Source organism: Bradyrhizobium forestalis, from assembly GCF_002795245.1.
Classification (GTDB): Bacteria; Pseudomonadota; Alphaproteobacteria; order Rhizobiales; family Xanthobacteraceae; genus Bradyrhizobium; species Bradyrhizobium forestalis.
The window spans coordinates 272600-293678 of the sequence record NZ_PGVG01000006.1; the positions used below are offsets into that span (position 1 = coordinate 272600).

Sequence of the window (21079 nt, forward strand, 5' to 3'; positions counted from 1 at the left end):
GAAAAGCCGGCATTTGCGCATTTTCGCGGCAGCGGAGGGCCGGACCCTGTTCAGATAACCCACCACCCCGTTCACGACAACGCACGAATGGGCATGGTCCCATGTGATGCGATGTTGCGCAGGCCTGCCGCGCTGCTAATGTTTCAGGCGAAAAAATCAATTCCAGACCGGCCCGACCGGCCGCGGAAAGACAGTTTGTATGAATGACCACACGCGGCTCCGCGACGGCCATGGGCCGCACGGCGAGCTGGAGGGGTCGATGGCGGCGGTGGCGTTGGCCACTGGGCCTGCCATCCCCGTGCAGGTGCCGGGAACCGGCGTCTACGCGGCGCTGGACCTCGGCACCAACAATTGCAGGCTGCTGATCGCCTGTCCGACCCACGACGGCTTTCGGGTGGTTGATTCCTTCTCGCGCATCATCCGGCTCGGCGAGGGGGTCTCGGCAACCGGCTCGATCAGCGAGGCCGCGATCGAGCGCGCCATTGCGGCGCTCAGCATCTGCCGCGACAAGATCAATCTGCGGAAAGCGCGGCGACTGCGGCTGATCGCGACCGAAGCCTGCCGCGCGGCCTCGAATGCGGAAGGGTTCCGCAGCCGCGTCGCGGCCGAGACCGGCATCGACCTCGAGGTGATCGACCGCGAGACCGAAGCCTCGCTCGCCGTGCTCGGCTGCTCGCCACTGGTCGACCCGAGGGGGCGAGGTGCGATCCTGTTCGACATCGGCGGCGGTTCCACCGAGCTGGTACGGATCGAGCGCGATCCCGCAAATCCGGAGCCGCGCATCAAGGCCTGGATGTCGATCCCGTACGGCGTGGTCACGCTCGCCGAGCAGTTCGGCGGCCGCGACGTGACACCGGAGATTTACGCCGCGATGGAGCAGGAGGTCGCGAACCACGTGGCGCCGTTCGCGGAGGAACACGGCCGCGATCTCGCCGACATGCACCTGCTCGGAACCTCCGGCACGGTGACGACGCTCGCCGGCATCCATCTCAACCTGCCGCGCTACGACCGCCGCCGCATTGACAGCATCTGGATGAACGATGCCGACATCACTGCGACCATCAACAAGCTGCTCGGCATGAGCTACGAGGAGCGCGCCGGCAACAGCTGCATCAGCGTCGAGCGCGCCGACCTCGTGCTCGCCGGCTGCGCCATCCTCGATGCCATCAGGCGCGCCTTTCCGCTGCCGCGCCTGCGCGTCGCCGACCGCGGCCTGCGCGAGGGCATGCTGGTCGAGATGATGCGCGAGGACGGCGCGCTCAGGAGCTGGTGAGAATGGCCAAGGACACCACCGGCCGCTTGCACGTCCAGGTCAAGACCGGCGGCAAGCGCAAATTGTCGTCGAAGCTCTGGCTGGAGCGGCAGCTCAACGATCCCTATGTCGCGAAAGCCAAGGCGGCGGGCTATCGCTCGCGCGCGGCGTTCAAGCTTTTGGAGATGGACGACAAGTTCCGGCTGCTGAAGCCGGGCATGGCCGTGGTCGACCTTGGTGCCGCGCCCGGCGGCTGGAGCCAGATCGCCGCCAAGCGCGTCGGCTCGGCGGAAGGCAAGGGCAAGGTGGTCGCCATCGATCTCCTGGAGATGCCCGAGATTCCCGGTGTCGATTTCGCGCAGCTCGATTTCATGGACAACGACGCGCCGGACAAGCTGACCGCGATGCTCGGCGGCGGCGCCGACGTTGTGATGTCCGACATGGCCGCCAACACCACCGGCCACCGCAAGACCGACCAGCTCCGCATCGTCGGCCTAGTCGAGACAGCTGCTGCATTTGCCTGCGACGTGCTCAAGCCCGGGGGCACGTTCTTGGCAAAAACCTTCCAGAGCGGTGCCGACGCCGAGCTGCTCGCCCAGCTCAAACGCGACTTTGCGACGGTGCGCCACGTCAAGCCCGCCGCGAGCCGGCAGGATTCCTCGGAGCGCTACGTGCTGGCGACGGGATTTCGGGGCGAGGCGTAGCAGTAGCCGCGAACTCCGTCATTGCGAGGAACGAAGCGACGAAGCAATCCAGAATCCCTCCGCGGAAAGATTCTGGATTGCTTCGCTTCGCTCGCAATGACGGGGAACGAGACTACCCCAGCCGCTGATCCCGCACGTCCTGCGTATCCTCGCTCGCCGCCTTGACGGCGGCTTTGGCCGCGCCCTTGCCGGCACCCTTGCGGCTCGCGATCTCCACCGCCTTGCGGCCGGAGATCTCGTGGCCGGCATCGCTGGGCATCTGCCAGAAGAACCAGCTCGACGCCGCCGAGGTCAGCGCGACCACGACGAAGGCCGGTGCGAACACGGTGGCGTCGATCTCGCTGACATGGTTGAACCACATTGTCGTCTCCACGCAGGCCGCGCCGACGGCGACGCCGGCCGAGACGGCGAGCTGCTGGTTGACACTGACGAGGGTGGTGGCACGGCTCATCTGCGCGGTCTCGACGTCGGCATAGGCGACGGTGTTGATCGCGGTGAACTCGAGCGAGCGGAAGAAGCCGCCGACCACCAGGATGACCATGATGATGAGCAGCGGCGTCGTCACCGTGAACAGCGCGCAGACGCCGAGGAAGAACGCGCTGACGATCGCGTTCACCGTCATCAGATTGCGGAAGCCGAAGGTGCGGATGATCCGCGCCGCCAGCGTCTTCATGCCCATGGCGCCCAGCGAGGAGGCAAAGGTGACGAGGCCGGAATGGAACGGCGACAGCCCGAAGCCGATCTGCATCAGGAGCGGCAGCAGGAACGGCAGCGCGCCGATGCCGAGGCGAAACAGGAAGCCGCCGAACACGGCCGCGCGCAGCGTCGGCAGGTTCAGGAGCGAGAAATCCAGCACCGGCGACCCCGTGCGCCGGGCGTGGAAGACGTAGAGCGTCATCGAGATCGCACCGCCCGCCACCAGCGCGGCAACGGTGCTCCACGGCAGCAGATTGAGGCCCGCGACGGAGAGGCCGAAGGCGATGCCGGCGAGCCCCAGCCCAGCGAGCACCATGCCGTAGAGATCGAACGGCTCGCGTTCCTCGCTCTTGATCGGATCGATGAAGCGCATCGCCATGAAGATGCCGAGCAGGCCGATCGGGATGTTGATCAGGAAGATCCAGTGCCAGGACGCGTAGGTCGTGATGAAGCCGCCGAGCGGCGGTCCGATCACGGGGCCGATCAGGGCAGGGACCGTGACCCAGGCCATCGCGTTGACCAGCGCGCTCTTGTCGACCGAGCGCAGCAGCACGAGGCGTCCGACCGGCGTCATCATCGCCCCGCCCATGCCTTGCAGGATGCGCGCGAATACGAAATCGGTGACCGAGGTCGAGAGCGCGCAGCCGACCGAGCCGACCATGAACACGCCGACCGCGATCGCGAACACCATGCGCGCGCCGAAGCGGTCGGCGGTCCAGCCGCTCGCCGGGATGAACACCGCGAGCGACAGCAGGTAGGACGTGATCGCGAGCTTCAGCGTCAGCGGGCTGGTTCCGATGTCGGCCGCGATCGCCGGCAGCGAGGTGGCGATCACAGTGGAATCCATGTTCTCCATGAAGAGAGCAGTGGCCACGATCAGCGGGATGACGCGTTGCTTGTCGACCATGACGGATTGGTAAGGGAAATCGGAAGGAAGGGTGGACTTGCGGCTTAACACCGCCGCCCGGCGGGGACCATTGCGGATCGGCGCATGGCACCTAGATCCCGCGTAACAACGGTGTGACCCCTCTCTTTCGGGTTGTGCCCGCTGGCGGAATTCCACTCTTTCGTCATTCCGGGGCGCGCCCCTTGGCGCGAGCCCGGAATCCATCGGGCCCCAAGATCCGCTGCGCGATGGATTCCGGGCTCGCGACTTCGTCGCGCCCCGGAATGACGACGGGTGGCCGCCTCTCGGCTGAATCCGGCCAAAAAAGCCTGTGCATGGCTGGCAGGCGGCCCGAATTGCTTTGATTCGTCGCGCGGCCGTGCTATCGACCCGCGTCAACCCCACCGATGGGCTCCGATTCTTAAGGCGATGCCGCAAGGTACGCCGAGGGCGGCGCTCATCCATAAGCATTTGCGGCAGGGCCGCAGGAAGGAGTTGGCATATGGCCACGGTGCAACTTCAAGGCATCCGCGAAGCCTTTACGTTCGACGACGTGCTGTTGAAGCCGGGTCTGTCCGACGTCATGCCGGGCGAGGTCGACATCCGTTCCCGCGTCACCCGCGTCATTCCGCTCAACATTCCGATCATGGCCTCCGCCATGGACACGGTCACCGAGGCCCGCATGGCGATCGCGATGGCGCAGGCCGGTGGCCTCGGCGTCATCCACCGCAATTTCGATCCCGAAGGGCAGGCCGCCCAGGTGCGGCAGGTCAAGCGCTATGAGTCCGGCATGGTGGTGAACCCGCTCACCATCAGCCCCGAGGCCACGCTCGACGACGCGCTGAAGCTGATGAGCGATCACGGCATTTCCGGCATTCCCGTCGTCACCGGTGCCGGCAAGAATACGCCCGGCAAGCTGGTCGGCATCCTCACCAACCGTGACGTGCGCTTTGCGACCAATCGCCAGCAAAAAATCTCCGAGCTGATGACGCACGAAAACCTCGTCACGGTCCGTGAGAATGTCAGCCAGGACGAGGCGCGGCGGATGCTGCACCAGCATCGCATCGAGAAGCTGGTCGTGGTCGACGAGCAATATCGCTGCGTCGGCCTCATCACCGTGAAGGACATGGAGAAGGCGGTCGCCCATCCGCTCGCCTGCAAGGACGCGCAAGGGCGCCTGCGCGTTGCTGCGGCCACCACCGTGGGTGATAACGGCTTCGAGCGCACCGAGCGGCTGATCGATGCCGGCGTCGATCTCGTCGTCGTCGACACCGCGCACGGCCATTCCCGCCACGTGCTGCACGCGGTGAACCGCATCAAGCGTCTGTCCAACTCGGTGCAGGTCGTCGCCGGCAACGTCGCCACCACCGAAGGCGCGCAGGCGCTGATCGACGCAGGCGCGGATTGCATCAAGGTCGGCATCGGTCCGGGCTCGATCTGCACCACCCGCATCGTTGCCGGCGTCGGCGTTCCCCAGCTCACCGCGATCATGGATGCGGTGGAAGCGGCGAAGAAGTCCGACATCCCGGTCATCGCCGACGGCGGCATCAAATATTCCGGCGACCTCGCCAAGGCGCTCGCTGCCGGCGCCGACATCGCCATGGTCGGTTCGCTGCTCGCCGGCACTGACGAGACGCCCGGCGAAGTGTTTTTGTGGCAGGGCCGTTCCTACAAGGCCTATCGCGGCATGGGCTCGGTCGGCGCGATGGCGCGGGGATCTGCCGATCGCTACTTCCAGCAGGACATCAAGGACACGCTCAAGCTCGTCCCCGAAGGCATCGAGGGGCAGGTGCCCTACAAGGGTGCGGTCGGCCACGTCATGCACCAGCTCGCCGGCGGCTTGCGCGCCGCGATGGGGTATGTCGGCGCAAAGGACATGAAGGAGCTGCACGACAAGGCCCAATTCATCCGCATCACCGGCGCGGGCCTGCGCGAAAGCCATGTCCACGACGTCACGATCACGCGCGAGAGCCCGAACTATCCGGGCGGGGGTTAGTAATTCCATACTCCGCTGTCATGCCCCGGCTTGACCGGGGCATCCAGTACGCCGCGGCTTCTCGGCTCAATCACAACGGTCTCGGAGTACTGGATGCCCCGCCTTCGCGGGGCATGACAGCGAGTGTGTGGGATTTGCTTCATTCCCACGTACCTCCTAAATGACTGCAACAAGCAGTCAGGAGGAAGCCATGTCCCAAGGTCAACATAGCGGCAAGCGCATCGTTCTCGCCGCGCGTCCCGTCGGCGAGCCCAAGCCGTCCGATTTCCGCTTGGAGGAATTCGCGGTGCCGACACCCGGCGCAGGTGAAGTCCTGCTGCGCACGATCTGGCTGTCGCTCGATCCCTATATGCGCGGGCGCATGAGCGAGGGGCCGTCCTACGCAGCTCCGGTGCCGATCGGCGGGGTGATGGAAGGCGAGGCGGTCAGCGAGGTCGCCGCCTCCAGCAATCCCGACTTCGCGGTCGGCGACATCGTGCGCATCCGATCCGGCTGGCAGACGCATGCGATCTCGAACGGCAAGGGCCTGATCAAGGTCGATCCCAAGCTCGGTCCGATCTCGACCTCGATCGGCGTGCTCGGCATGCCCGGCATGACCGCTTATACGGGCCTGCTCGACATCGGCAAGCCGCAACCCGGCGAGACCGTCGTCGTTGCCGGCGCCTCCGGTGCGGTCGGCTCGGCCGTGGGCCAGATCGCCAAGATCAAGGGCGCTCGCGCGGTTGGCATCGCCGGCGGCAAGGACAAGTGCGACTACGTGGTGAAGGAGCTCGGCTTCGACGAATGTCTCGATCATCGCGAAACCGATTTTCCGGCCAAGCTGAAATTCGCCTGCCCCAAGGGCATCGACGTCTATTTCGAGAATGTCGGCGGTGCCGTGTTCGAGGCGGTGTTCCCGCTGCTCAATCCGTTCGCGCGTGTACCGGTCTGCGGCCTGATCGCCCATTATAACGACACCGAGGCCAAGCCGCCGAAATGGGCCGGTGCGATGATGCGCAACATCCTCACGAAGCGGCTGACCTTCCGCGGCTTCATCGTCTCCGACTTCGCGTCCCGCCATGGCGACTTCCTGCGCGACATGTCGGCCTGGGTCCGCGACGGCAAGGTCAAGTACAAGGAGTTCGTCACCGAGAGCCTGGAAAGCGCCCCCGGCGCCTTCATGGGCCTGCTCAAGGGGGCCAATTTCGGCAAGCAGCTGGTCCGGGTTGGTCCGGACAAGGCCTAACTTGGCGACATCCAGCCTCCTCGGGGCAGTGGATGGTTAAGAAAGAGTCACTAATCGGTCACACCTGCCCGCAAAACCCGCAGGTGTGACCGCCTGTTCATTGACGCCCCGACGAAGGCATTGAATCATCGCGCATATTTTAGGTGCTGCGATGTTAGAGATTGGTATTTTCTGCGTAATCCTCCTGGCCGCCGGCTATTGGGCGACGATGTTCGTCATGGGCCGCCGCGACGACGTCATCCATGGCAAGTTCGTTCACACCGAGGACGAGGGCGATTTTGCTCGCCCTCCGATGCCGGCACCACCGCCGCCGTTTCCGAAGCGTCCGGTCAAGGCCGCGCAAACTGCCGGGCAGCCGCCTGCCACTGCCTCAAAGCCGGTGAACAGCGAGGCATTGCAATCGCTGCTGGCCGCGATCCAGCAGGATCTCAAGAGCGTGGCTTAAGTCTCCGGCGAGGCCGCAACTGAAGCACAAGCTATGAGCGGCTGAGGTTCAGCCGCGCATGTGCGCCATGGTTAAGGCAGCGCGCTAGGCTGCGTGCCGCATGCGTTCGATGCTCTGGGTTATATGGTTTCCTGCATCGTCAGCCACCTTCAAAGACATGTCCGCCATCCGGCGGCTGGTATCCAAGGCGCTGCTGATGGTGTCGCGCATCAGATCAGTCTGCACAGCCGCCAAATCTTGCGGAGTTCGGCAGCGCCAGAGTTCATTCATACGGTCCATGGTCCTCTCGATCTGCTGTCGAACGAAATCGAAGTACTCGTGTGAGACGCCGTTCATTCCTTTGGCGACCGCGGTTGTAGAGTACATGATTGCTTCTGCGTTGCGGACCGAGCGCTCTGTTGCCCGCTGCGCTTCATCGCCCGTCAAACCGAACGTGCGACCAAGCTGATCACTCGAGCGGCCCATCATCGCCGTGGCCATGTCGACGCCGAAGCGCCAACTGTTTTGCAACATCTCGGCATTTTGTTGCAGCAGATGGCTGCTGGCTTGGGCCACCTCCTCGCTGGCCTCTGTGGTAGCTAAGCTGATCCGCCTGGTCTGCTCAGCAGTCCTTTCGGCGGCGCGGCGCATTGTGTCCTCAGGGCTTTGTGTGGACTTTTCCTCCTGGCGTGGATTAGCCATTTGTTGCTCCATCGTTATTGTTGGTGAGGTCGGATCCTATGCTCTCCGTCACAGGTGCGATCCTAAGCGAGCAACGTGGGCATTTCTCGACCGTTCCGGGGCACGCGATTTTTAATCAATCCTCCGCGATCGCGCGCAGCAACGAGCGCTTCAACTTCTCAAGCACTGCCTCGGTCCGATCTTCACCTTGTTCCCAATGCTGGGCATGCAGACCCCGCCGCCATCGCGGAAGCCGTCAGTCCAATAGCAAATTCTTAAGGCAGGCAGCTTGTCCGGATCGGCTTGAACTCGCCGGAAGAAGAGCACTCGATTTGCGCCAAGCGAGCCTTGAAGCGAGCCTTGAAGCGAGCCTTGGGGCATCGTTGAGCCAGAAGTCACGTGCGGGAGCACCGGTGGCGCCCCGGCGGAACCCGAACTCACTGAAAAGCGATCTTCTTCAATTCGCCGGCGACGGCCGTCACTGCGCCTTGCGGCGCGCAGGCGCAGCGACCGGCCGCAATTCCATTCTCGATACGCCTGCTGTGACGTTCACACCTGTCTGCCCCTGGACGGACACCGGCTGCAAGGCGATCGTGCGATCCGAGCCGCCCACCAGGAGGTTGGCACCAACTCCGGCGCCCACTGTGCCGCCGGCGGTCGCGCCCGCATAGGTTCCGGCCAGGGCCGCCCGGCGAAGCGTGGTTGGCGCAAACACGGTCCAAACGAGCTGACCGCCGGACGTGGCTCCTATGTCGAGACCAAGCGTGCTGACGGTGCCTTCGTACGTCTCGCGCGCCCTGCCTCGCGCCGATGCGTAGATGCAGCTCAACTGCCGTTGTCCCGCAACAATCATGCCGACTCCGGGCGATATGTTGCACGTGAGTGTGCCGACCCTTGCGCGCCCAGCCTCCTGCGCCGTTGCCGGAACCATCGCGAGGACGAGGGCCAAGGCCGCGCAAGCTGTCGCCAGATTGGTCAGCCTGGTTTCGTTCAGCGTTGTCCTAATCATGGGGCCTCCATCGACGTATTCTGAATGGTCCTTCAATGCGCGCTGAGCAAGCGATGTTCCCGTTGGTGGAAGGCAAAACTCCGCAGCAAGTGCGCCCACTGCACGCAGCCGATTTTATGAGTGATCGCCGCCCATCTGGGCGAGCAGTTCCTCGATGTCGACATCGCGCTGGCCCGCCGCCCTGACGTGGCGGACCTCAAGACGGTCGGGCTGGAAACGGTATTCGACCAGCCCGACTTCCTTGATCGCGACCCGGTCCTGGCGCGAATCATTGATGACGAAGCCGGCCGACGGCGCCCAGATGTGGCGGGTGTGGCGCCAGGTGAAGTCACGCCGCTGGTGCACGTGACCGCTGGCGATGAGACGCAGGTCGACTTTCCCGAACATCTCGATCAGCCGCGCCCGCGCCGGCTGCGGCACGTAGCGGATGGAAGTCTCCGGCGTTTCAGGATCGTCGGGCAGGTTGAGAAACAGCGGCTTGTGCAGGAACAGCGCGACCGGCCTGCCGTTCGTGCGCGCGATCTCCTGGGATAGCCAGTTGAACTGCTCGGCCTCGAAGGCGAGGCCCGAATTCATGACCAGCGAATTGAGGCCGATGAAGCACCAGCCGGCGGCCTCGAACGACCAATGGTCTTCGCCGATGATGTCGCAGAACCGCTGGCGGTGCGTCTCGTTGACCGGCGGCTTCGGCGCCGGCCCGATCGCGGTCGGATTGTCGCCGATGTCGTGATTGCCGGGGAGGTAGCGGCAGGTGACGGGTAGCGCGTCGTGCAGGCCTTTCGCGAATTCGACGTCGTCGCGGCTGGTCGGCCCGTCGAACGAGACGTCGCCGGTGTTGATGACGAGATCGGGCCTGCCGGCGTCGATGTGCTCGCTGATGCGGTGGAAGTTGGCGATCAGGCCGGGGAAGCGCCGGCCGAGATGGGTGTCGGAAATCTGGGTCAGGCGAAATTCGGGCATGCGATCATCCTACCCGTTGCCGCGCGTCGGAACGATGACGGCGCGGGCATGGATCGCAACGAACAAAGTTTAAAGCACGCGGTAGCGGATCGTGTAGCCGTCCTGCGGTGCGACCGGGCCGGCGAGCGGGGAGGCGATGCGGTCGGCGAGGTGCCAGGGGCCGAATTGGTCGGAGCGATGCGGCTCGGCCGGCAGGCGGAGGCGGAACTCGAAGGTGCCCTTGCCGGGCAGGCTCACGACCAGAACGCGGTCCGCGGTGCGGTGGTTGAGCACCACAGCGCCGCGCAGGACGGCCCGCCCGTCCGAGAGGTCGCGCCCCCCGTCGACCAGCGCCAGCGTCTGGTTGCGGTCGGTATGCAGCTCGATCTGGCTGTCGGTCACCGCCGTCAGCATCTCCCGGGGCATGCGGATCTCGAACTCGACGGCGGGCTTGGAGGGATTGAGGCCGAGATAGGCAAGCGCAGCGTGGCGCATGTCGTAGGCAGCGAAGGCGAACAGCGCGAGCGCGGCGAGCGTAGCCAGGCCGTGCCGGGCGACGTCGCGCCAATTCACGTAGATCATCCGGTAGCTCAGGCGAAAATAGACCGTCATTGCCAGCGCGACCGCGAGCGCTGCCGCGATACCTGACAACGCCGACATCAGGATGCCGAGCTGGCCGTCGGCGGATTCGCTGAAGAGGCTGGACAAGGTAGTCATGGCGCGAGCTCGCCTCGGGCCTAAGGGGCCGAAATCGCTTGAACAATCGGTGGTTGGTCGCAACAGCGGGAACGCCGGTTCAAGTCGTTCATTGTCAGCGCCAAAAGTGGCGGCTAATGACGGTCGGCGGCATTTCGCCTCCCGGGAAAGTTCCGATGTCCGTTCAAATGGTCTTGCTGCCGGTCTTCGTGCAGGTCGCTCTTACCTTCGCGCTTTTGATCGGCATGGTCCTGGCGCGGCGCAAGACCCTGGTCTCGGGCGAGACCAAGATCCGCGACATTGCGCTGGGCGAGCCGAACTGGCCGAAGGCCGTCACACAAATCGCCAATTGCTACCGCAACCAGTTCGAGCTGCCGGTGCTGTTCTACGTCCTGATCGCGCTGGCATTGCCCTTGCGCCGCACCGATCTCTTCATCGTGCTGATGTCCTGGGTGTTCGTCGTGACACGCTTTGCCCATGCCGGCGTGTTCGTCTCCTCCAACGATCTCGGCCGCCGCTCCACGATCTGGCTCGCCGGCGTGCTCGTGCTGCTCGCGATGTGGATCTACTTCGCGCTGAAGCTCTTGCTGCTGATCTGAGCGCGCATGATCCGGAAAAGTGGATCCCGGTTTTCCGAGAAGATCATGCGCAAAACCGAAAGACTCAAATGACCCCCGCTGCCCGGCTGTCCGCAGCCATCGAACTGATCGACACCATCGAGAGGGACCGCGTGCCCGCGGCCAAGGCGCTGAAGGAGTGGGGCACCGCCCACCGCTTCGCCGGTTCCGGCGACCGCGCCGCGATCGCCGGCCTCATCTGGGACGTGCTGCGCCGCTACGCCTCGAGCGCCTACCTGATGGATTCCGATACCGCACGGGCGCGCCTGATCGGCATGCTCCGTCTCGAGCGCGACATGGACACGGCCACCATGGCCGCGCTGTTCGACGGCAGCCGGTTTGCGCCGGCGCCACTGACCGAGGCCGAGCAGGCCGCGCTCAGCCATCGCTCCCTCAAGGACGCACCCGCTGCCGTCGCCGGCGACTACCCCGAATGGCTCGATCCGCATCTTGCAAAAGTGTTCGGCGAGACCCGCGCCGCGGAGGCCGCAGCGATGGCCAGCCGGGCCCCGCTCGATCTGCGCGTCAACACGCTAAAATCCAATCGCGACAAGGTGCTGCGTGCGCTTGCTCATCTTCATGCGAAACCGACGCCCTGGTCCGCAACCGGCCTGCGCATCGAGCTTTCGGCCGATGCGCGCAACCCCGGCATCCAGGCGGAAGAGGATTTCATCAAGGGCGCAATTGAAGTGCAGGATGAAGGTTCCCAGCTTGCGGCCCAGTTCACCGCGGCAAAACCCGGCGAGCAGGTGATCGATCTCTGCGCCGGAGCCGGCGGCAAGACGCTGGCGCTCGCCGCCCTGATGCAGGGCAAGGGCCGGCTGATCGCGACCGACCGCGACAAGCGCCAGCTCGCCCCGATCCATGAGCGGCTGTCGCGCGCCGGCGTCCACAATGCCGATGTCCGTACGCCCAAGGGCGAGGCCGATCCGCTTCAAGATATCCGCAGCACCGCCGACCTCGTCGTGATTGATGCGCCCTGCACGGGAACCGGCACCTGGCGCCGGAACCCCGATGCCAAATGGCGGATGCGGCCGGGCGCGCTGGAGATCCGCCTGCGTGACCAGGCCGAGGTGCTCGCGCGTGCGGTGCCGCTGGTAAAGCCAGGCGGCCGCATCGCCTACATCACCTGCTCGGTGCTGGCGGAGGAGAACGGCGAGCAGGTGAGGGCGTTCGTCGCGCGCCATCCCGAATTCGCGATTATCCCGCCCGAGCAGACCGCGAGCGTGCTCTGGGACAAGGCGGAAGCTTTTGGCGAGGCTGCGCTGCAGTCGGCGGAAGGCTGGCTGATGACGCCGCGGCGGACGGGCACGGATGGCTTTTTCGTCTCGGTGCTGAGGAAGGGCGGCTGATCTCATCCCGCCGTCATTCCGGGGCTCGCGAAGCGAGAACCCGGAATCCATCGGGCCGCAGCACTTGTCGTGCGATGGATTCCGGGTTCGCCCTTCGGGCGCCCCGGAATGACAGGGAGCAAAACAAAAGCCCCGCAGACCGGATCCCGGTCGCGGGGCTTTCGAGTTCTAGCGTTCTGCCGGTACGTCCGTGGTCAGAACGCCCTGGCGCGGGCGATTAGCCGACGCGGAGATTGTCAGCCGAGGACTTGCCGCTGCGGCGGTCGGCGACGATGTCGAACGAGACCTTCTGGCCCTCGTTGAGGGGGGAGAGGCCGGCGCGCTCGACGGCGCTGATGTGCACGAACACGTCCTTCTGGCCGTCGTCCGGCTGGATGAAACCATAACCCTTTTGAGTATTGAACCACTTCACGGTGCCCATAGCCATGGGAATTTCCTTTGTTAGAGAGGGTACGCACGCGGACCGGTACGCGTCGCTGCGCCCATGATCCTGTTCAGTCGATGTTTGGAGAAGTCATCTGAAGCGTGCGCGCCCGTCTGTAACGAAGCGAAGCGGCCCAGTCGTTCGGCCCAAGTATCGATGATCACAATATAGCGAGGATTTGGGGCTACTTCAAGGCACCACCCGTGGTTCGGGATGTCGCGCGTCTTTGCTATTTTGCGGTGCAAATGAACCGCGAGGGGGCGCATCAGTCCACGATGAAGAGCGTGGCGCCGGTCGTCGTCGAGGACCGGTGCGCGGCGTCGCCGAAATCCGACACCTGGTAACTCATTCCCGCCGTGAGCTTGAACTTGCGCCCGTCGCGCAGCTCAGAATCGAGCTCGCCCTTCAGCACATAGAGCACGTGGCCCCGATCGCACCAATGATCGGCGAGATAGCCCGGCGAGTACTCCACCATCCGCACCCGGAGCTCGCCGATGTTGAGGGTGCGCCACTTGGCCTCACCGCTCTCGCCGGGATGCGTGGTTGCCTCGATCTGGCTCCAGTCGGTGACGGTAAAGGGGGAGGTTGGGAGCTTCATGGGGGAGGGATCCTGCCTTGATGCGGTGCATCGCTTGTTAGCCTATGCCGATCTCCGGGTCGTGCACTTTACCTGGGCGGGGAGGGCGTCAGCGCGCAGCCGGCCGCCTCTTGCATCCTGCTCGCATTGATCACCCAGACCAGCAGAGCGGCGGCGCTGATGCCGGAACCCAGCATGCAAACGCCGCTCCAGCCGACCATCGCGTACACCATGGTCGCCGCGATTCCGCCAGCTGCGCTGCCGATCGAGTAGAACACCATGTAGCCCCCGACCAGCCGGCTTGCTGCGTCGGGACGCGCGGCGACGATCAGGCTCTGGCTGGTCACATGCACGGCCTGCAGCCCGAGATCCAGCATGATCACGCCTAGGACGACGAACCAGAGCGAGACATGCAGGCAGGCGATCGCGGCCCAGGCGGCGAGCATCAGCATGAGCGACAGTCCGGTGGTGCGTTGGGCCCATCCGAGATCGGCGAGACGGCCGGCATTGCGCGCGCCGAGTGCTCCGGCGAACCCGGCGACCCCGAGCAGTCCAATCGTTGTGTGCGACAGCGCGAATGGCGGCGCCGAGAGCGGCAGCACGATCGACGTCCAGAACACGTTGAGATCGGCGAAGATCAGGAACGCAAACAAGGCGCGCTCGCGCAGGATCGGTTCCTCGACGAACAGCGCCGCCGTTGAGCGCAACAGCGACAGATACGAGGAGCCGCCGGCCATTGCCGCGTGCGCGCCGCGCGGCAGGACGCGCAACAGCAAGACAGCCATGGCGAGCATGAGGCCGGCCGAAACCAGGTAGACCGTGCGCCAGCCGCCGATATCGGCCAGCGCGCCCGAGGCGAAACGCGCGAGCAGGATTCCCCCGACGACGCCGCTGGTAACGGTTCCGATGGCGCGGCCCCGGCCGTCCGGTGTTGCGAGCGTTGCGGCAAAGGCGACGAGGATTTGCACGACCACGGCAAGCACGCCGACCAGCGTCAGTCCCGCCAGCAGCACCGCGCCATGCGATGCGGTGCCGACGACCACAAGTCCGGCCGCTGACAGTGCAATCTGGCCGGCGATCAGGCGCCGGCGATCCCAGAGGTCGCCGAGCGGCACGATCAGGATCAGGCCGCATGCGTAGCCGATCTGGGTGAAGGTCACGACCATGCCGATTGCCGCGGGAGCGATGCCGAGGTCCTCGGCCATCGCGTCGAGCAGTGGCTGGGCGAAGTAGATGTTGGCAACGCTGAGGCCGCAAGCCAGCGCGAGCAGCAGCGCCATCGCGGAAGAAAGCCCGTGCCCGGCCGTCCCGGCACTATCCTTCGGGTTGCCTCTGGCGAGGTCATTGCTGGTCATCCGTCCTCTCCGGCATGATCTCTCTGGTCTCATCATAGGACCAGTTGCGCACAGCGCTGTCTAGTCTTATTTTAGAACCAGATTGGAGTGGGAGCATGAAGCGGACAGGTTTCTCGGAGGCCGTATGCCCGGTGGCGCGCGCGCTCGATGCAATCGGCGACTGGTGGTCGCTCCTGATCGTGCGCGATGCTTTCGACGGGCTGCGCCGGTTCGGCGATTTCCAGAAGAACCTCGGCATTGCCAAGGGTATGCTCAGCACGCGCCTGCGCAAGCTGGTAGAGCTCGACGTGCTCGAACTGGTTCCGGCTTCCGACGGCAGCGCGTATCAGGAATATGCGCTGACGAGGCGGGGACGCGGCTTGTTTCCTGTCATCGTCGGTTTGCGCCAATGGGGCGAGGCGCATCTCTACGCGCGCGGCGAGGCGCATTCCGACCTGGTGGACCAGGCAGGCCAGCCGGTCGGGCAGCTGGTGCTGCCATCGCGAGCCGGCCGGCCGCTGACGTGGTCCGATACGAAGGTGCGAAAGGCGGGTGCACGCAAGCGCTGATGTCTCCGCGCAGACGGATCAATGCGGCAAATGGTTCGCCGACCCCTGCACGATCAGCCCCGCCTCGTTCACCCGCAGATATTCGCAGATCCGCTTGCCCCGCTCGTTCTCGTAGAACACCACGACGCTGTCGGGGCTGACGAACAGATCGATCAGCGAGAAATGCAGGTTCGGCAACAGCCCGAGCGCCTTGCCCCAATAGGCGCGCAAAGCGGCCTTGCCGCGCAACGTTCCGCTGGGGTCGAACCCCAGCGCCGGAATACGGTCCGAGGTCATCACGGCCGCCTCGTCATAGAGTGCAAGCACGCGCTCGAGATCGCGCGTGTTCCAGGCCTCGACCCAGGTCCGGCCGAGCGCGGCCAGCGTTGATGGCTGATGGTGCTGTGACATGGCATTCTCCCTGATCGGCCCCTGTTTGACGGTAGCGGCATAATAGGTCAATATTACTTACCTATATTCATTTGTCCATGTCCAAAGAAGCATGTGGGCGCGCCGCCACCGCGGTTGCGGCCCGGGCCGCGCCAGCGTATCTGCTGGCCATGACAGCAGCACAGAACGACCGCTCCGCGTCGACGCCCTCGGTGGCCTCGGCGCACGACAAGATTCTCATCGTCGACTTCGGCAGCCAGGTGACGCAGCTGATCGCGCGTCGCGTGCGCGAGGACGGCGTCTATTGCGAGATCGTCCCGTTCAACAAGGCAGAAAGCGCCTTCGAGGAGATGAAGCCGAAGGCGGTGATCCTCTCCGGCGGCCCGGAATCGGTGCACGAGGCCGGCTCGCCCCGCGCCCCGCAATTGATCTTCGATTCCGGCGTGCCCGTGATGGGCATCTGCTACGGCCAGATGACCATGGCGGCCCAGCTGGGCGGCGAGGTCGAGGGCGGCCATCACCGCGAATTCGGTCGCGCCGATGTCGAGGTGAAGGCCGAGAGCCAGCTGTTCGCGGACGTCTGGTCATCAGGCAGCAAGAACCAGGTCTGGATGAGCCATGGCGACCGCATCACCAAGATGCCGCCGGGCTTCTCCGTCGCCGGCACCTCGCCGAACGCGCCGTTCGCGGTCATCCAGGATCAGAAGCGCAAGTACTACGGCCTGATGTTCCACCCCGAAGTGGTGCACACGCCCGACGGCGCAAAGCTGATCCGCAACTTCGTGCGCAAGATCGCCGGCCTCACCGGTGACTGGACCATGCGCGCCTTCCGCGAGGAGGAGATCGCAAAAATCCGCGCGCAGGTCGGCAAGGGCAGGGTGATCTGCGGCCTCTCCGGCGGCGTCGATTCAGCGGTCGCGGCCGTGCTGATCCACGAAGCCATCGGCGACCAGCTGACCTGTGTCTTCGTCGATCACGGCCTGATGCGCCTCAACGAAGCCGAGCAGGTCGTCGACCTCTTCCGCCACCACTACAACATCCCGCTCATGCACGTGGATGCCTCCAAGCAATTCCTCGGCGAGCTCGAAGGCGTCACCGATCCTGAAGTGAAGCGCAAGACCATCGGCCGCCTCTTCATCGAGGTGTTCGAACAAGAGGCGAAGAAGATCGGCGGCGCCGACTTCCTGGCGCAAGGCACGCTCTACCCCGACGTGATCGAGAGCGTCTCCTTCACCGGCGGACCTTCAGTCACCATCAAGTCGCACCACAATGTCGGTGGTCTCCCCGAGCGCATGAACATGAAGCTCGTCGAGCCCCTGCGCGAGCTGTTCAAGGACGAGGTGCGCAAGTTAGGGCGTGAGCTCGGCCTGCCAGAAATCTTCGTCGGCCGGCATCCGTTCCCAGGCCCCGGCCTCGCCATCCGCTGCCCCGGCGAGATCACTGGGGATAAGCTCGACATCCTGCGCAAGGCCGACGCCGTCTACATCGACCAGATCCGCAAGCACGGCCTCTACGACGAGATCTGGCAGGCCTTTGCCGTGCTGCTCCCCGTCAAGACCGTCGGCGTCATGGGCGACGGCCGCACCTATGACTATGTGGTTGGCCTGCGCGCCGTCACTTCGACCGACGGCATGACCGCGGATTTCTACCAGTTCGACATGAAGTTCTTAGGCGAGACCGCGACGCGCATCATCAACGAGGTGAAGGGCGTGAATAGGGTGGTGTACGACGTGACGAGCAAGCCGCCCGGGACGATCGAGTGGGAGTGAGTTAAGGCGTCACACGCACAACGACCGCGCCTAACCAAACCCAGCCAACAATAGCCGCGATAAAGAACGCGATGCCTGGCGCGATCAGATTGCTCATGCCGGAGGCGACGAGTACGGGCATGGCGAGCCCGGCCGCTATCGAAATCAGGGCCAGTTCTGTTTCGCCCGCGTCGTAATAGCCGCGCGCGAACACGAAGCAGGCGATGATCAGCGCGCTGAAAGCGACCATGAAGCCCATGCCGTGAAGCTTGGCGCTCGTCGTCATCACGGGTGCCATGTCGGCCGGCGTGCCAGATGGAAAACCGAAGCTCGCTGGGGCGGGGAAGATGCCTGCAATGATCAGCCCTAGGCCATAGACGGCGATCAGGAGCGGGCCCCAAAGGCCGCCTTCGGCGGCGCGCAGGCCGACGGCGCACAGCAATGTCAGCACTCCACTGAGGATAAACGTGACGACCATCAGCCAGCCGCGGTCGCCGAGGCTGAGCATGCTGATCGCATGCCGTTTGAGATCGAAGCCAGGCCGCGCGAAACTTTCGACCGACGACACAAGGATGAAGAGGAGGCCAGCGGCAATGCCGGCGAGCGGGAGCAGGCGCACGATGTCAGAGCGCATCATCGATTTTCTCTCTGTTTGTGATTGAGGCAGTCGTATAGCGTCAACTCACCCCACCGGCTTCATCCCCGCCTTGATGTATTCCACCATCTGCGTGACTACCGTGCCCCAGCCGTCGTGGAAGCCCATCGCTTCGTGCTTCTTGCGGGTCTCTTCGTTGCCGTGAATGGCGGTGGCGACATAACGCGTGCGCTCGGGGCCGAGCGGCGAGAGCTCCAGCACCGCCGTGAAGAACGGATTCGGCGCGGGGCGGAAGCCCGGCAGCAGCGTGTCGGTGAACACCAGGCGTTCGTTCTCGATGACTTCGAGATAGCAACCGACGTTGGGAAATTCCTGGCCCTCGGGCGAGCGCATGATCGAGCTGAACACGCCGCCCGGTCGCAAATCGATCTCACACTTCGTAACGGACCACGGACGCGGGCAGAACCAGTGCTTAAGATGTTGCGGCGTCGTCCACACTTTCCAGACCAGGGAGACGGGGACTTCGATCTCACGTTCCAGTACGAGATCGAACTTCGGATCGGGCTTCACCAACGCGGCTTTCATTTCAAACCTTCCTTTTTCAGCTTCAACAAATATGCATCCATCTGGTCGAGGCGGCGCTCCCAAAGGCGCCGCTGCGCCCCGAGCCAGTCTTCGGCAACCTTCAGGCGGTCGGCGGCGAGCTGATAGGTGCGCACGCGGCCCTTCTTTTCGGAGTGCACAAGCCCGCAGCCTTCGAGGACTTTCAGATGCTCGAGCAGGGAGGGCATCGCCATTTTGTAGGAGGCGGCCAGTTCGCTGACCGAGGCCGGCTTCAGGCTCAGCCGCTCCACGACATCCCGGCGTGTCGGATCCGACAGCGCACGGAAGATGCCGTCAATCGCACCTGGCGGAGGCGGAGCGCTGGCGGTTTGCGGCATCATTGCTGGTCGGTTTGCCATTTCTGGTGGGGGGCAACAGCGACATACTAGAGTAGGGAGAATACTTAGGTCAATACCTAAGTATTTAGGCCGCCACAATTTGCCTTGTGAGCACGTCGCGACGCGCATCATCAGCGAAGTGAAGCGTGAACCGGGTGGTGTATGATGTGACGAGTAAGCCGCCCGGGACGATTGAGTGGGAGTAGGGTTTGGCGAGAGACAAGGCGCCGGTAGCTGGCGAAATCTATAGCTTTCGCACTTCGCCACTGTCGGGATTTGCCCCGCCGGAGACCGGTCGCTATGCGGCATTCAAGGTCTTGGGCGTCAACGAAAGGTTTGTTGCCATCGCGGTGCTAGGGGGAATTTGGTCGACGCCTCCCAGCTTGAGAGTGGCCAATGAGGCGGTCGTTCTTCATGAACACCGCTTTGCGCATACGGGTCGAATGGCCGTGTTCGGCGTTAACGCTGATTGGTGGGCACCATCCGACCTCGATAGTGTTTCTTTATTGGGAAGCGGTAGGTTGTCGCCTGAGGAGCAGGCGATAGGTGCGAAGATTATTGGCTTCGGAATCGGGTTCAGCTACTCGACTCTCCGATTTGCCAACCATGCAGCCGAAGGCGAATGGCGCTGGGAACACGATCGCGACGCGCTCCTGGTCGAATCCGAGAAGAGTAAGGCGAAGGCCGCTGCCGAACGAGCCGCGAAGGAAGAACGATACCGAGCGCGTCTCAAGAATCTCACGTGGGAAAAGCTGCTAGCTGAGACGCCGTTCGAAAGATGGGCGCCGTCGCCACCGTTTCCGCCAGTGGAGTTCACCAAAGCCGCCCGAGAGACAGTCCATAGTGCGTGCCGCGAGCTTCGCGAGCTGGGACCAAGGCCGCCGAAAGCGAAGGTGCGATCGATCCTTCGACGTTGTGTTGAATGGTTTAACGAAGCGGATAAAGCTGCCGGAGAAGTAATCGAGACCGAGGAGCGCGAGGACATTTACGCGGTGCTAGAAGAGATGGCTTTCGTGGCGAAACAGAAGAGTCTGGTCGATGAGATCGACACCTGGCGAGAATGGTGAGCCCGTAGGATGGGTAGAGCGCAGCGAAACCCATCGCGGCAACACAACGAGGTCGATGGGTATCGCTGCGCTCTACCCATCCGACGACTACTGGAAAGCGCTCTAAGGTGAGTACGGTCAAGCCCTCTTGAAATTTGGGTAGTTTATCTTTATGACTACTGTAGTCATAAGGATGAGCTCCATGCGCGAAATCCAACTTCGTGATGCGAAGGCCAATCTTTCCGCAGTCGTCGATGAAGCTATCGACGGCAAGCCTGCGGTGATCACGCGTCATGGCAAGAGGCAGGCTGTGGTGTTGAGCTATGAGGAGTGGCGCCGGCTGTCGCAGGTGCCGAGTTTCGGACGCCTGCTGATGGCAGCTCCTGCGAGGGCGGGCGATTTGCCGGCGCGCAATCGGTCCCGGCTGCGCAAGACCGATTTTTGAAACGTGTACCTGGTCGATACCAACGTCATATCCGCGGTGTCGCCGAACCGGCCGGTGCCGACGGCGCTCGTCGAATGGATGGACGCACAATCCGGCTCCCTATACTTGTCCGTCGTGACGATTGCGGAGGTCGAGGACGGAATAGCGAAACTGCGACGAGAGAAAGCCACGCGCAGGAGCAGGGACCTGGCACAATGGCTTGACGCCGTGCTGCACCTCTACGGTGATCGAATCCTGGCGTTCGACACGCCGGGCGCGCGGCTTGCGGGAGAGCTGTCGGACTGGGCTCGCGGGCAGGGGCATGCGCCTGGATTTGCCGATATCATCATTGCTGCTACGGCGCGCGAGCACGCGCTGACGATCTTGTCCCGCAACGTCAGGCATTTCGCGCCACTCGGCGTGCCGGTGCTCGATCCCTTCAGTAAGTTGCCGCCGTCCTGATTGTTGCGCAGGTGCTCCGCGCTTGCGTTGGATGTGCGCCGTGCTCGTCCATGATACGACATCTGCATCGCCCTTCCGGAGCCGAGCTTGATGTCCGTTGCGCCCACCCAGCC

The 21079-nt window shown here is 64.1% G+C and carries 24 protein-coding genes and 1 pseudogene; 13 read left to right on the top strand and 12 right to left on the bottom strand.

Annotated features, from left to right (window positions below):
• Window positions 1-199 precede the first annotated feature (199 nt).
• Window positions 200-1273 (top strand): Ppx/GppA phosphatase family protein, encoded by a 1074-nt coding sequence (locus CVM73_RS10385; protein ID WP_100231899.1) that lies wholly within the window; start codon window positions 200-202, stop codon window positions 1271-1273.
• Window positions 1274-1275: 2 nt separating this feature from the next.
• Window positions 1276-1956 carry an RlmE family RNA methyltransferase gene (locus tag CVM73_RS10390; protein ID WP_100231900.1) on the top strand — a complete coding sequence of 227 codons (681 nt, stop codon included), beginning with the start codon at window positions 1276-1278 and terminating at the stop codon, window positions 1954-1956.
• Between the two features lie 112 nt (window positions 1957-2068).
• Here the strand turns inward: CVM73_RS10390 and CVM73_RS10395 are convergent, their stop codons facing one another.
• Window positions 2069-3559 carry an MFS transporter gene (locus CVM73_RS10395; protein WP_100231901.1) on the bottom strand — a complete coding sequence of 497 codons (1491 nt, stop codon included), beginning with the start codon at window positions 3557-3559 and terminating at the stop codon, window positions 2069-2071.
• A gap of 481 nt (window positions 3560-4040) precedes the next feature.
• Here CVM73_RS10395 and guaB point away from each other — a divergent pair, with 481 nt between their 5' ends.
• From guaB to CVM73_RS10410, 3 genes are all read left to right on the top strand, one after another.
• Window positions 4041-5534 (top strand): IMP dehydrogenase, encoded by a 1494-nt coding sequence (gene guaB, locus CVM73_RS10400; protein ID WP_100231902.1) that lies wholly within the window; start codon window positions 4041-4043, stop codon window positions 5532-5534.
• A 190-nt stretch (window positions 5535-5724) separates the two neighbouring features.
• Window positions 5725-6759: an NADP-dependent oxidoreductase gene (locus tag CVM73_RS10405; protein WP_167406755.1), complete on the top strand. Its 1035-nt coding sequence runs from the start codon at window positions 5725-5727 to the stop codon at window positions 6757-6759.
• Between the two features lie 151 nt (window positions 6760-6910).
• Window positions 6911-7204: a hypothetical protein gene (locus CVM73_RS10410; protein WP_100231904.1), complete on the top strand. Its 294-nt coding sequence runs from the start codon at window positions 6911-6913 to the stop codon at window positions 7202-7204.
• An 84-nt stretch (window positions 7205-7288) separates the two neighbouring features.
• Here CVM73_RS10410 and CVM73_RS10415 read toward each other — a convergent pair whose 3' ends face one another.
• The 4 genes from CVM73_RS10415 to CVM73_RS10430 all read right to left on the bottom strand — a co-directional run bounded on the left by CVM73_RS10415 (window position 7289) and on the right by CVM73_RS10430 (window position 10529).
• Window positions 7289-7885: a phasin family protein gene (locus CVM73_RS10415; protein WP_100231935.1), complete on the bottom strand. Its 597-nt coding sequence runs from the start codon at window positions 7883-7885 to the stop codon at window positions 7289-7291.
• Between the two features lie 457 nt (window positions 7886-8342).
• Entirely contained in the window at window positions 8343-8873 is a 531-nt protein-coding gene (locus CVM73_RS10420) for a DUF992 domain-containing protein (RefSeq protein ID WP_245452278.1), read from the bottom strand.
• 114 nt (window positions 8874-8987) lie between these two features.
• Window positions 8988-9833: a metallophosphoesterase family protein gene (locus tag CVM73_RS10425; RefSeq protein WP_100231905.1), complete on the bottom strand. Its 846-nt coding sequence runs from the start codon at window positions 9831-9833 to the stop codon at window positions 8988-8990.
• Window positions 9834-9902: 69 nt separating this feature from the next.
• Window positions 9903-10529, bottom strand: a complete 627-nt coding sequence (locus CVM73_RS10430; RefSeq protein ID WP_100231906.1) for an acriflavin resistance protein — start codon at window positions 10527-10529, stop codon at window positions 9903-9905.
• 155 nt (window positions 10530-10684) lie between these two features.
• On the opposite strand from CVM73_RS10430, the gene CVM73_RS10435 reads away from it, so the two are divergent.
• Both CVM73_RS10435 and CVM73_RS10440 read left to right on the top strand, forming a co-directional pair.
• A complete protein-coding gene (locus CVM73_RS10435; protein WP_100231937.1) occupies window positions 10685-11107 on the top strand; it encodes an MAPEG family protein in 423 nt (140 codons plus the stop codon).
• Between the two features lie 68 nt (window positions 11108-11175).
• Window positions 11176-12477: an RsmB/NOP family class I SAM-dependent RNA methyltransferase gene (locus tag CVM73_RS10440; protein ID WP_100231907.1), complete on the top strand. Its 1302-nt coding sequence runs from the start codon at window positions 11176-11178 to the stop codon at window positions 12475-12477.
• 217 nt (window positions 12478-12694) lie between these two features.
• On the opposite strand, the gene CVM73_RS10445 is transcribed toward CVM73_RS10440, so the two are convergent.
• The 3 genes from CVM73_RS10445 to CVM73_RS10455 form a co-directional block, all read right to left on the bottom strand.
• Window positions 12695-12904 carry a cold-shock protein gene (locus tag CVM73_RS10445; protein ID WP_100231908.1) on the bottom strand — a complete coding sequence of 70 codons (210 nt, stop codon included), beginning with the start codon at window positions 12902-12904 and terminating at the stop codon, window positions 12695-12697.
• A gap of 262 nt (window positions 12905-13166) precedes the next feature.
• Window positions 13167-13499: a DHCW motif cupin fold protein gene (locus CVM73_RS10450; RefSeq protein WP_027573925.1), complete on the bottom strand. Its 333-nt coding sequence runs from the start codon at window positions 13497-13499 to the stop codon at window positions 13167-13169.
• Window positions 13500-13567: 68 nt separating this feature from the next.
• Window positions 13568-14833, bottom strand: coding sequence for an MFS transporter (locus CVM73_RS10455; protein WP_100231909.1), 1266 nt, complete (start codon window positions 14831-14833; stop codon window positions 13568-13570).
• Between the two features lie 95 nt (window positions 14834-14928).
• On the opposite strand from CVM73_RS10455, the gene CVM73_RS10460 reads away from it, so the two are divergent.
• Entirely contained in the window at window positions 14929-15381 is a 453-nt protein-coding gene (locus CVM73_RS10460) for a winged helix-turn-helix transcriptional regulator (RefSeq protein ID WP_100231910.1), read from the top strand.
• A gap of 18 nt (window positions 15382-15399) precedes the next feature.
• On the opposite strand, the gene CVM73_RS10465 is transcribed toward CVM73_RS10460, so the two are convergent.
• Window positions 15400-15771, bottom strand: a complete 372-nt coding sequence (locus tag CVM73_RS10465; RefSeq protein ID WP_100231938.1) for a nuclear transport factor 2 family protein — start codon at window positions 15769-15771, stop codon at window positions 15400-15402.
• A 149-nt stretch (window positions 15772-15920) separates the two neighbouring features.
• On the opposite strand from CVM73_RS10465, the gene guaA reads away from it, so the two are divergent.
• A complete protein-coding gene (guaA, locus tag CVM73_RS10470; protein WP_100231911.1) occupies window positions 15921-17519 on the top strand; it encodes a glutamine-hydrolyzing GMP synthase in 1599 nt (532 codons plus the stop codon).
• 1 nt (window position 17520) lies between these two features.
• Here guaA and CVM73_RS10475 read toward each other — a convergent pair whose 3' ends face one another.
• From CVM73_RS10475 to CVM73_RS10485, 3 genes are read right to left on the bottom strand one after another with little or no spacing between them, the layout of a single operon-like run.
• A complete protein-coding gene (locus CVM73_RS10475) occupies window positions 17521-18135 on the bottom strand; it encodes a DUF998 domain-containing protein (protein WP_100231912.1) in 615 nt (204 codons plus the stop codon).
• A gap of 45 nt (window positions 18136-18180) precedes the next feature.
• On the bottom strand, window positions 18181-18678 hold the full coding sequence (locus CVM73_RS10480; RefSeq protein WP_100231913.1) for an SRPBCC family protein: 498 nt from the start codon (window positions 18676-18678) through the stop codon (window positions 18181-18183).
• Entirely contained in the window at window positions 18675-19037 is a 363-nt protein-coding gene (locus CVM73_RS10485) for an ArsR/SmtB family transcription factor (protein WP_100231914.1), read from the bottom strand. Before CVM73_RS10485 ends, CVM73_RS10480 begins: the two co-directional genes overlap by 4 nt.
• Before the next feature lie 115 nt (window positions 19038-19152).
• Here CVM73_RS10485 and CVM73_RS10490 point away from each other — a divergent pair.
• The 4 genes and pseudogenes from CVM73_RS10490 to CVM73_RS10505 all read left to right on the top strand — a co-directional run.
• Window positions 19153-19240 (top strand): annotated as a pseudogene (locus tag CVM73_RS10490) (GMP synthase (glutamine-hydrolyzing)); the annotation flags it as partial.
• A gap of 3 nt (window positions 19241-19243) precedes the next feature.
• The gene (locus tag CVM73_RS10495) at window positions 19244-20101 is read left to right on the top strand and encodes a hypothetical protein (RefSeq protein ID WP_100231915.1); all 858 of its coding nucleotides are present in this window, start codon (window positions 19244-19246) and stop codon (window positions 20099-20101) included.
• Between the two features lie 181 nt (window positions 20102-20282).
• Window positions 20283-20525 (top strand): type II toxin-antitoxin system Phd/YefM family antitoxin, encoded by a 243-nt coding sequence (locus tag CVM73_RS10500; protein ID WP_100231939.1) that lies wholly within the window; start codon window positions 20283-20285, stop codon window positions 20523-20525.
• 3 nt (window positions 20526-20528) lie between these two features.
• The gene (locus CVM73_RS10505) at window positions 20529-20966 is read left to right on the top strand and encodes a type II toxin-antitoxin system VapC family toxin (RefSeq protein WP_100231916.1); all 438 of its coding nucleotides are present in this window, start codon (window positions 20529-20531) and stop codon (window positions 20964-20966) included.
• The last annotated feature ends 113 nt before the right edge of the window (window positions 20967-21079 follow it).

Coding starts and splice junctions, on each gene's coding strand:
- CVM73_RS10390 (WP_100231900.1), top strand. CDS start 1,276: ATGGCCAAGGACACCACCGGCCGCTTGCACGTCCAGGTCAAGACCGGC.
- CVM73_RS10430 (WP_100231906.1), bottom strand. CDS start 10,529: ATGACTACCTTGTCCAGCCTCTTCAGCGAATCCGCCGACGGCCAGCTC.
- CVM73_RS10450 (WP_027573925.1), bottom strand. CDS start 13,499: ATGAAGCTCCCAACCTCCCCCTTTACCGTCACCGACTGGAGCCAGATC.
- CVM73_RS10460 (WP_100231910.1), top strand. CDS start 14,929: ATGAAGCGGACAGGTTTCTCGGAGGCCGTATGCCCGGTGGCGCGCGCG.
- CVM73_RS10455 (WP_100231909.1), bottom strand. CDS start 14,833: ATGACCAGCAATGACCTCGCCAGAGGCAACCCGAAGGATAGTGCCGGG.
- CVM73_RS10385 (WP_100231899.1), top strand. CDS start 200: ATGAATGACCACACGCGGCTCCGCGACGGCCATGGGCCGCACGGCGAG.
- CVM73_RS10440 (WP_100231907.1), top strand. CDS start 11,176: ATGACCCCCGCTGCCCGGCTGTCCGCAGCCATCGAACTGATCGACACC.
- CVM73_RS10410 (WP_100231904.1), top strand. CDS start 6,911: ATGTTAGAGATTGGTATTTTCTGCGTAATCCTCCTGGCCGCCGGCTAT.
- CVM73_RS10395 (WP_100231901.1), bottom strand. CDS start 3,559: ATGGTCGACAAGCAACGCGTCATCCCGCTGATCGTGGCCACTGCTCTC.
- CVM73_RS10465 (WP_100231938.1), bottom strand. CDS start 15,771: ATGTCACAGCACCATCAGCCATCAACGCTGGCCGCGCTCGGCCGGACC.
- CVM73_RS10485 (WP_100231914.1), bottom strand. CDS start 19,037: ATGATGCCGCAAACCGCCAGCGCTCCGCCTCCGCCAGGTGCGATTGAC.
- CVM73_RS10435 (WP_100231937.1), top strand. CDS start 10,685: ATGTCCGTTCAAATGGTCTTGCTGCCGGTCTTCGTGCAGGTCGCTCTT.
- guaA (WP_100231911.1), top strand. CDS start 15,921: ATGACAGCAGCACAGAACGACCGCTCCGCGTCGACGCCCTCGGTGGCC.
- CVM73_RS10425 (WP_100231905.1), bottom strand. CDS start 9,833: ATGCCCGAATTTCGCCTGACCCAGATTTCCGACACCCATCTCGGCCGG.
- CVM73_RS10475 (WP_100231912.1), bottom strand. CDS start 18,135: ATGATGCGCTCTGACATCGTGCGCCTGCTCCCGCTCGCCGGCATTGCC.
- CVM73_RS10480 (WP_100231913.1), bottom strand. CDS start 18,678: ATGAAAGCCGCGTTGGTGAAGCCCGATCCGAAGTTCGATCTCGTACTG.
- CVM73_RS10445 (WP_100231908.1), bottom strand. CDS start 12,904: ATGGCTATGGGCACCGTGAAGTGGTTCAATACTCAAAAGGGTTATGGT.
- CVM73_RS10405 (WP_167406755.1), top strand. CDS start 5,725: ATGTCCCAAGGTCAACATAGCGGCAAGCGCATCGTTCTCGCCGCGCGT.
- CVM73_RS10420 (WP_245452278.1), bottom strand. CDS start 8,873: ATGATTAGGACAACGCTGAACGAAACCAGGCTGACCAATCTGGCGACA.
- CVM73_RS10500 (WP_100231939.1), top strand. CDS start 20,283: ATGCGCGAAATCCAACTTCGTGATGCGAAGGCCAATCTTTCCGCAGTC.
- guaB (WP_100231902.1), top strand. CDS start 4,041: ATGGCCACGGTGCAACTTCAAGGCATCCGCGAAGCCTTTACGTTCGAC.
- CVM73_RS10415 (WP_100231935.1), bottom strand. CDS start 7,885: ATGGCTAATCCACGCCAGGAGGAAAAGTCCACACAAAGCCCTGAGGAC.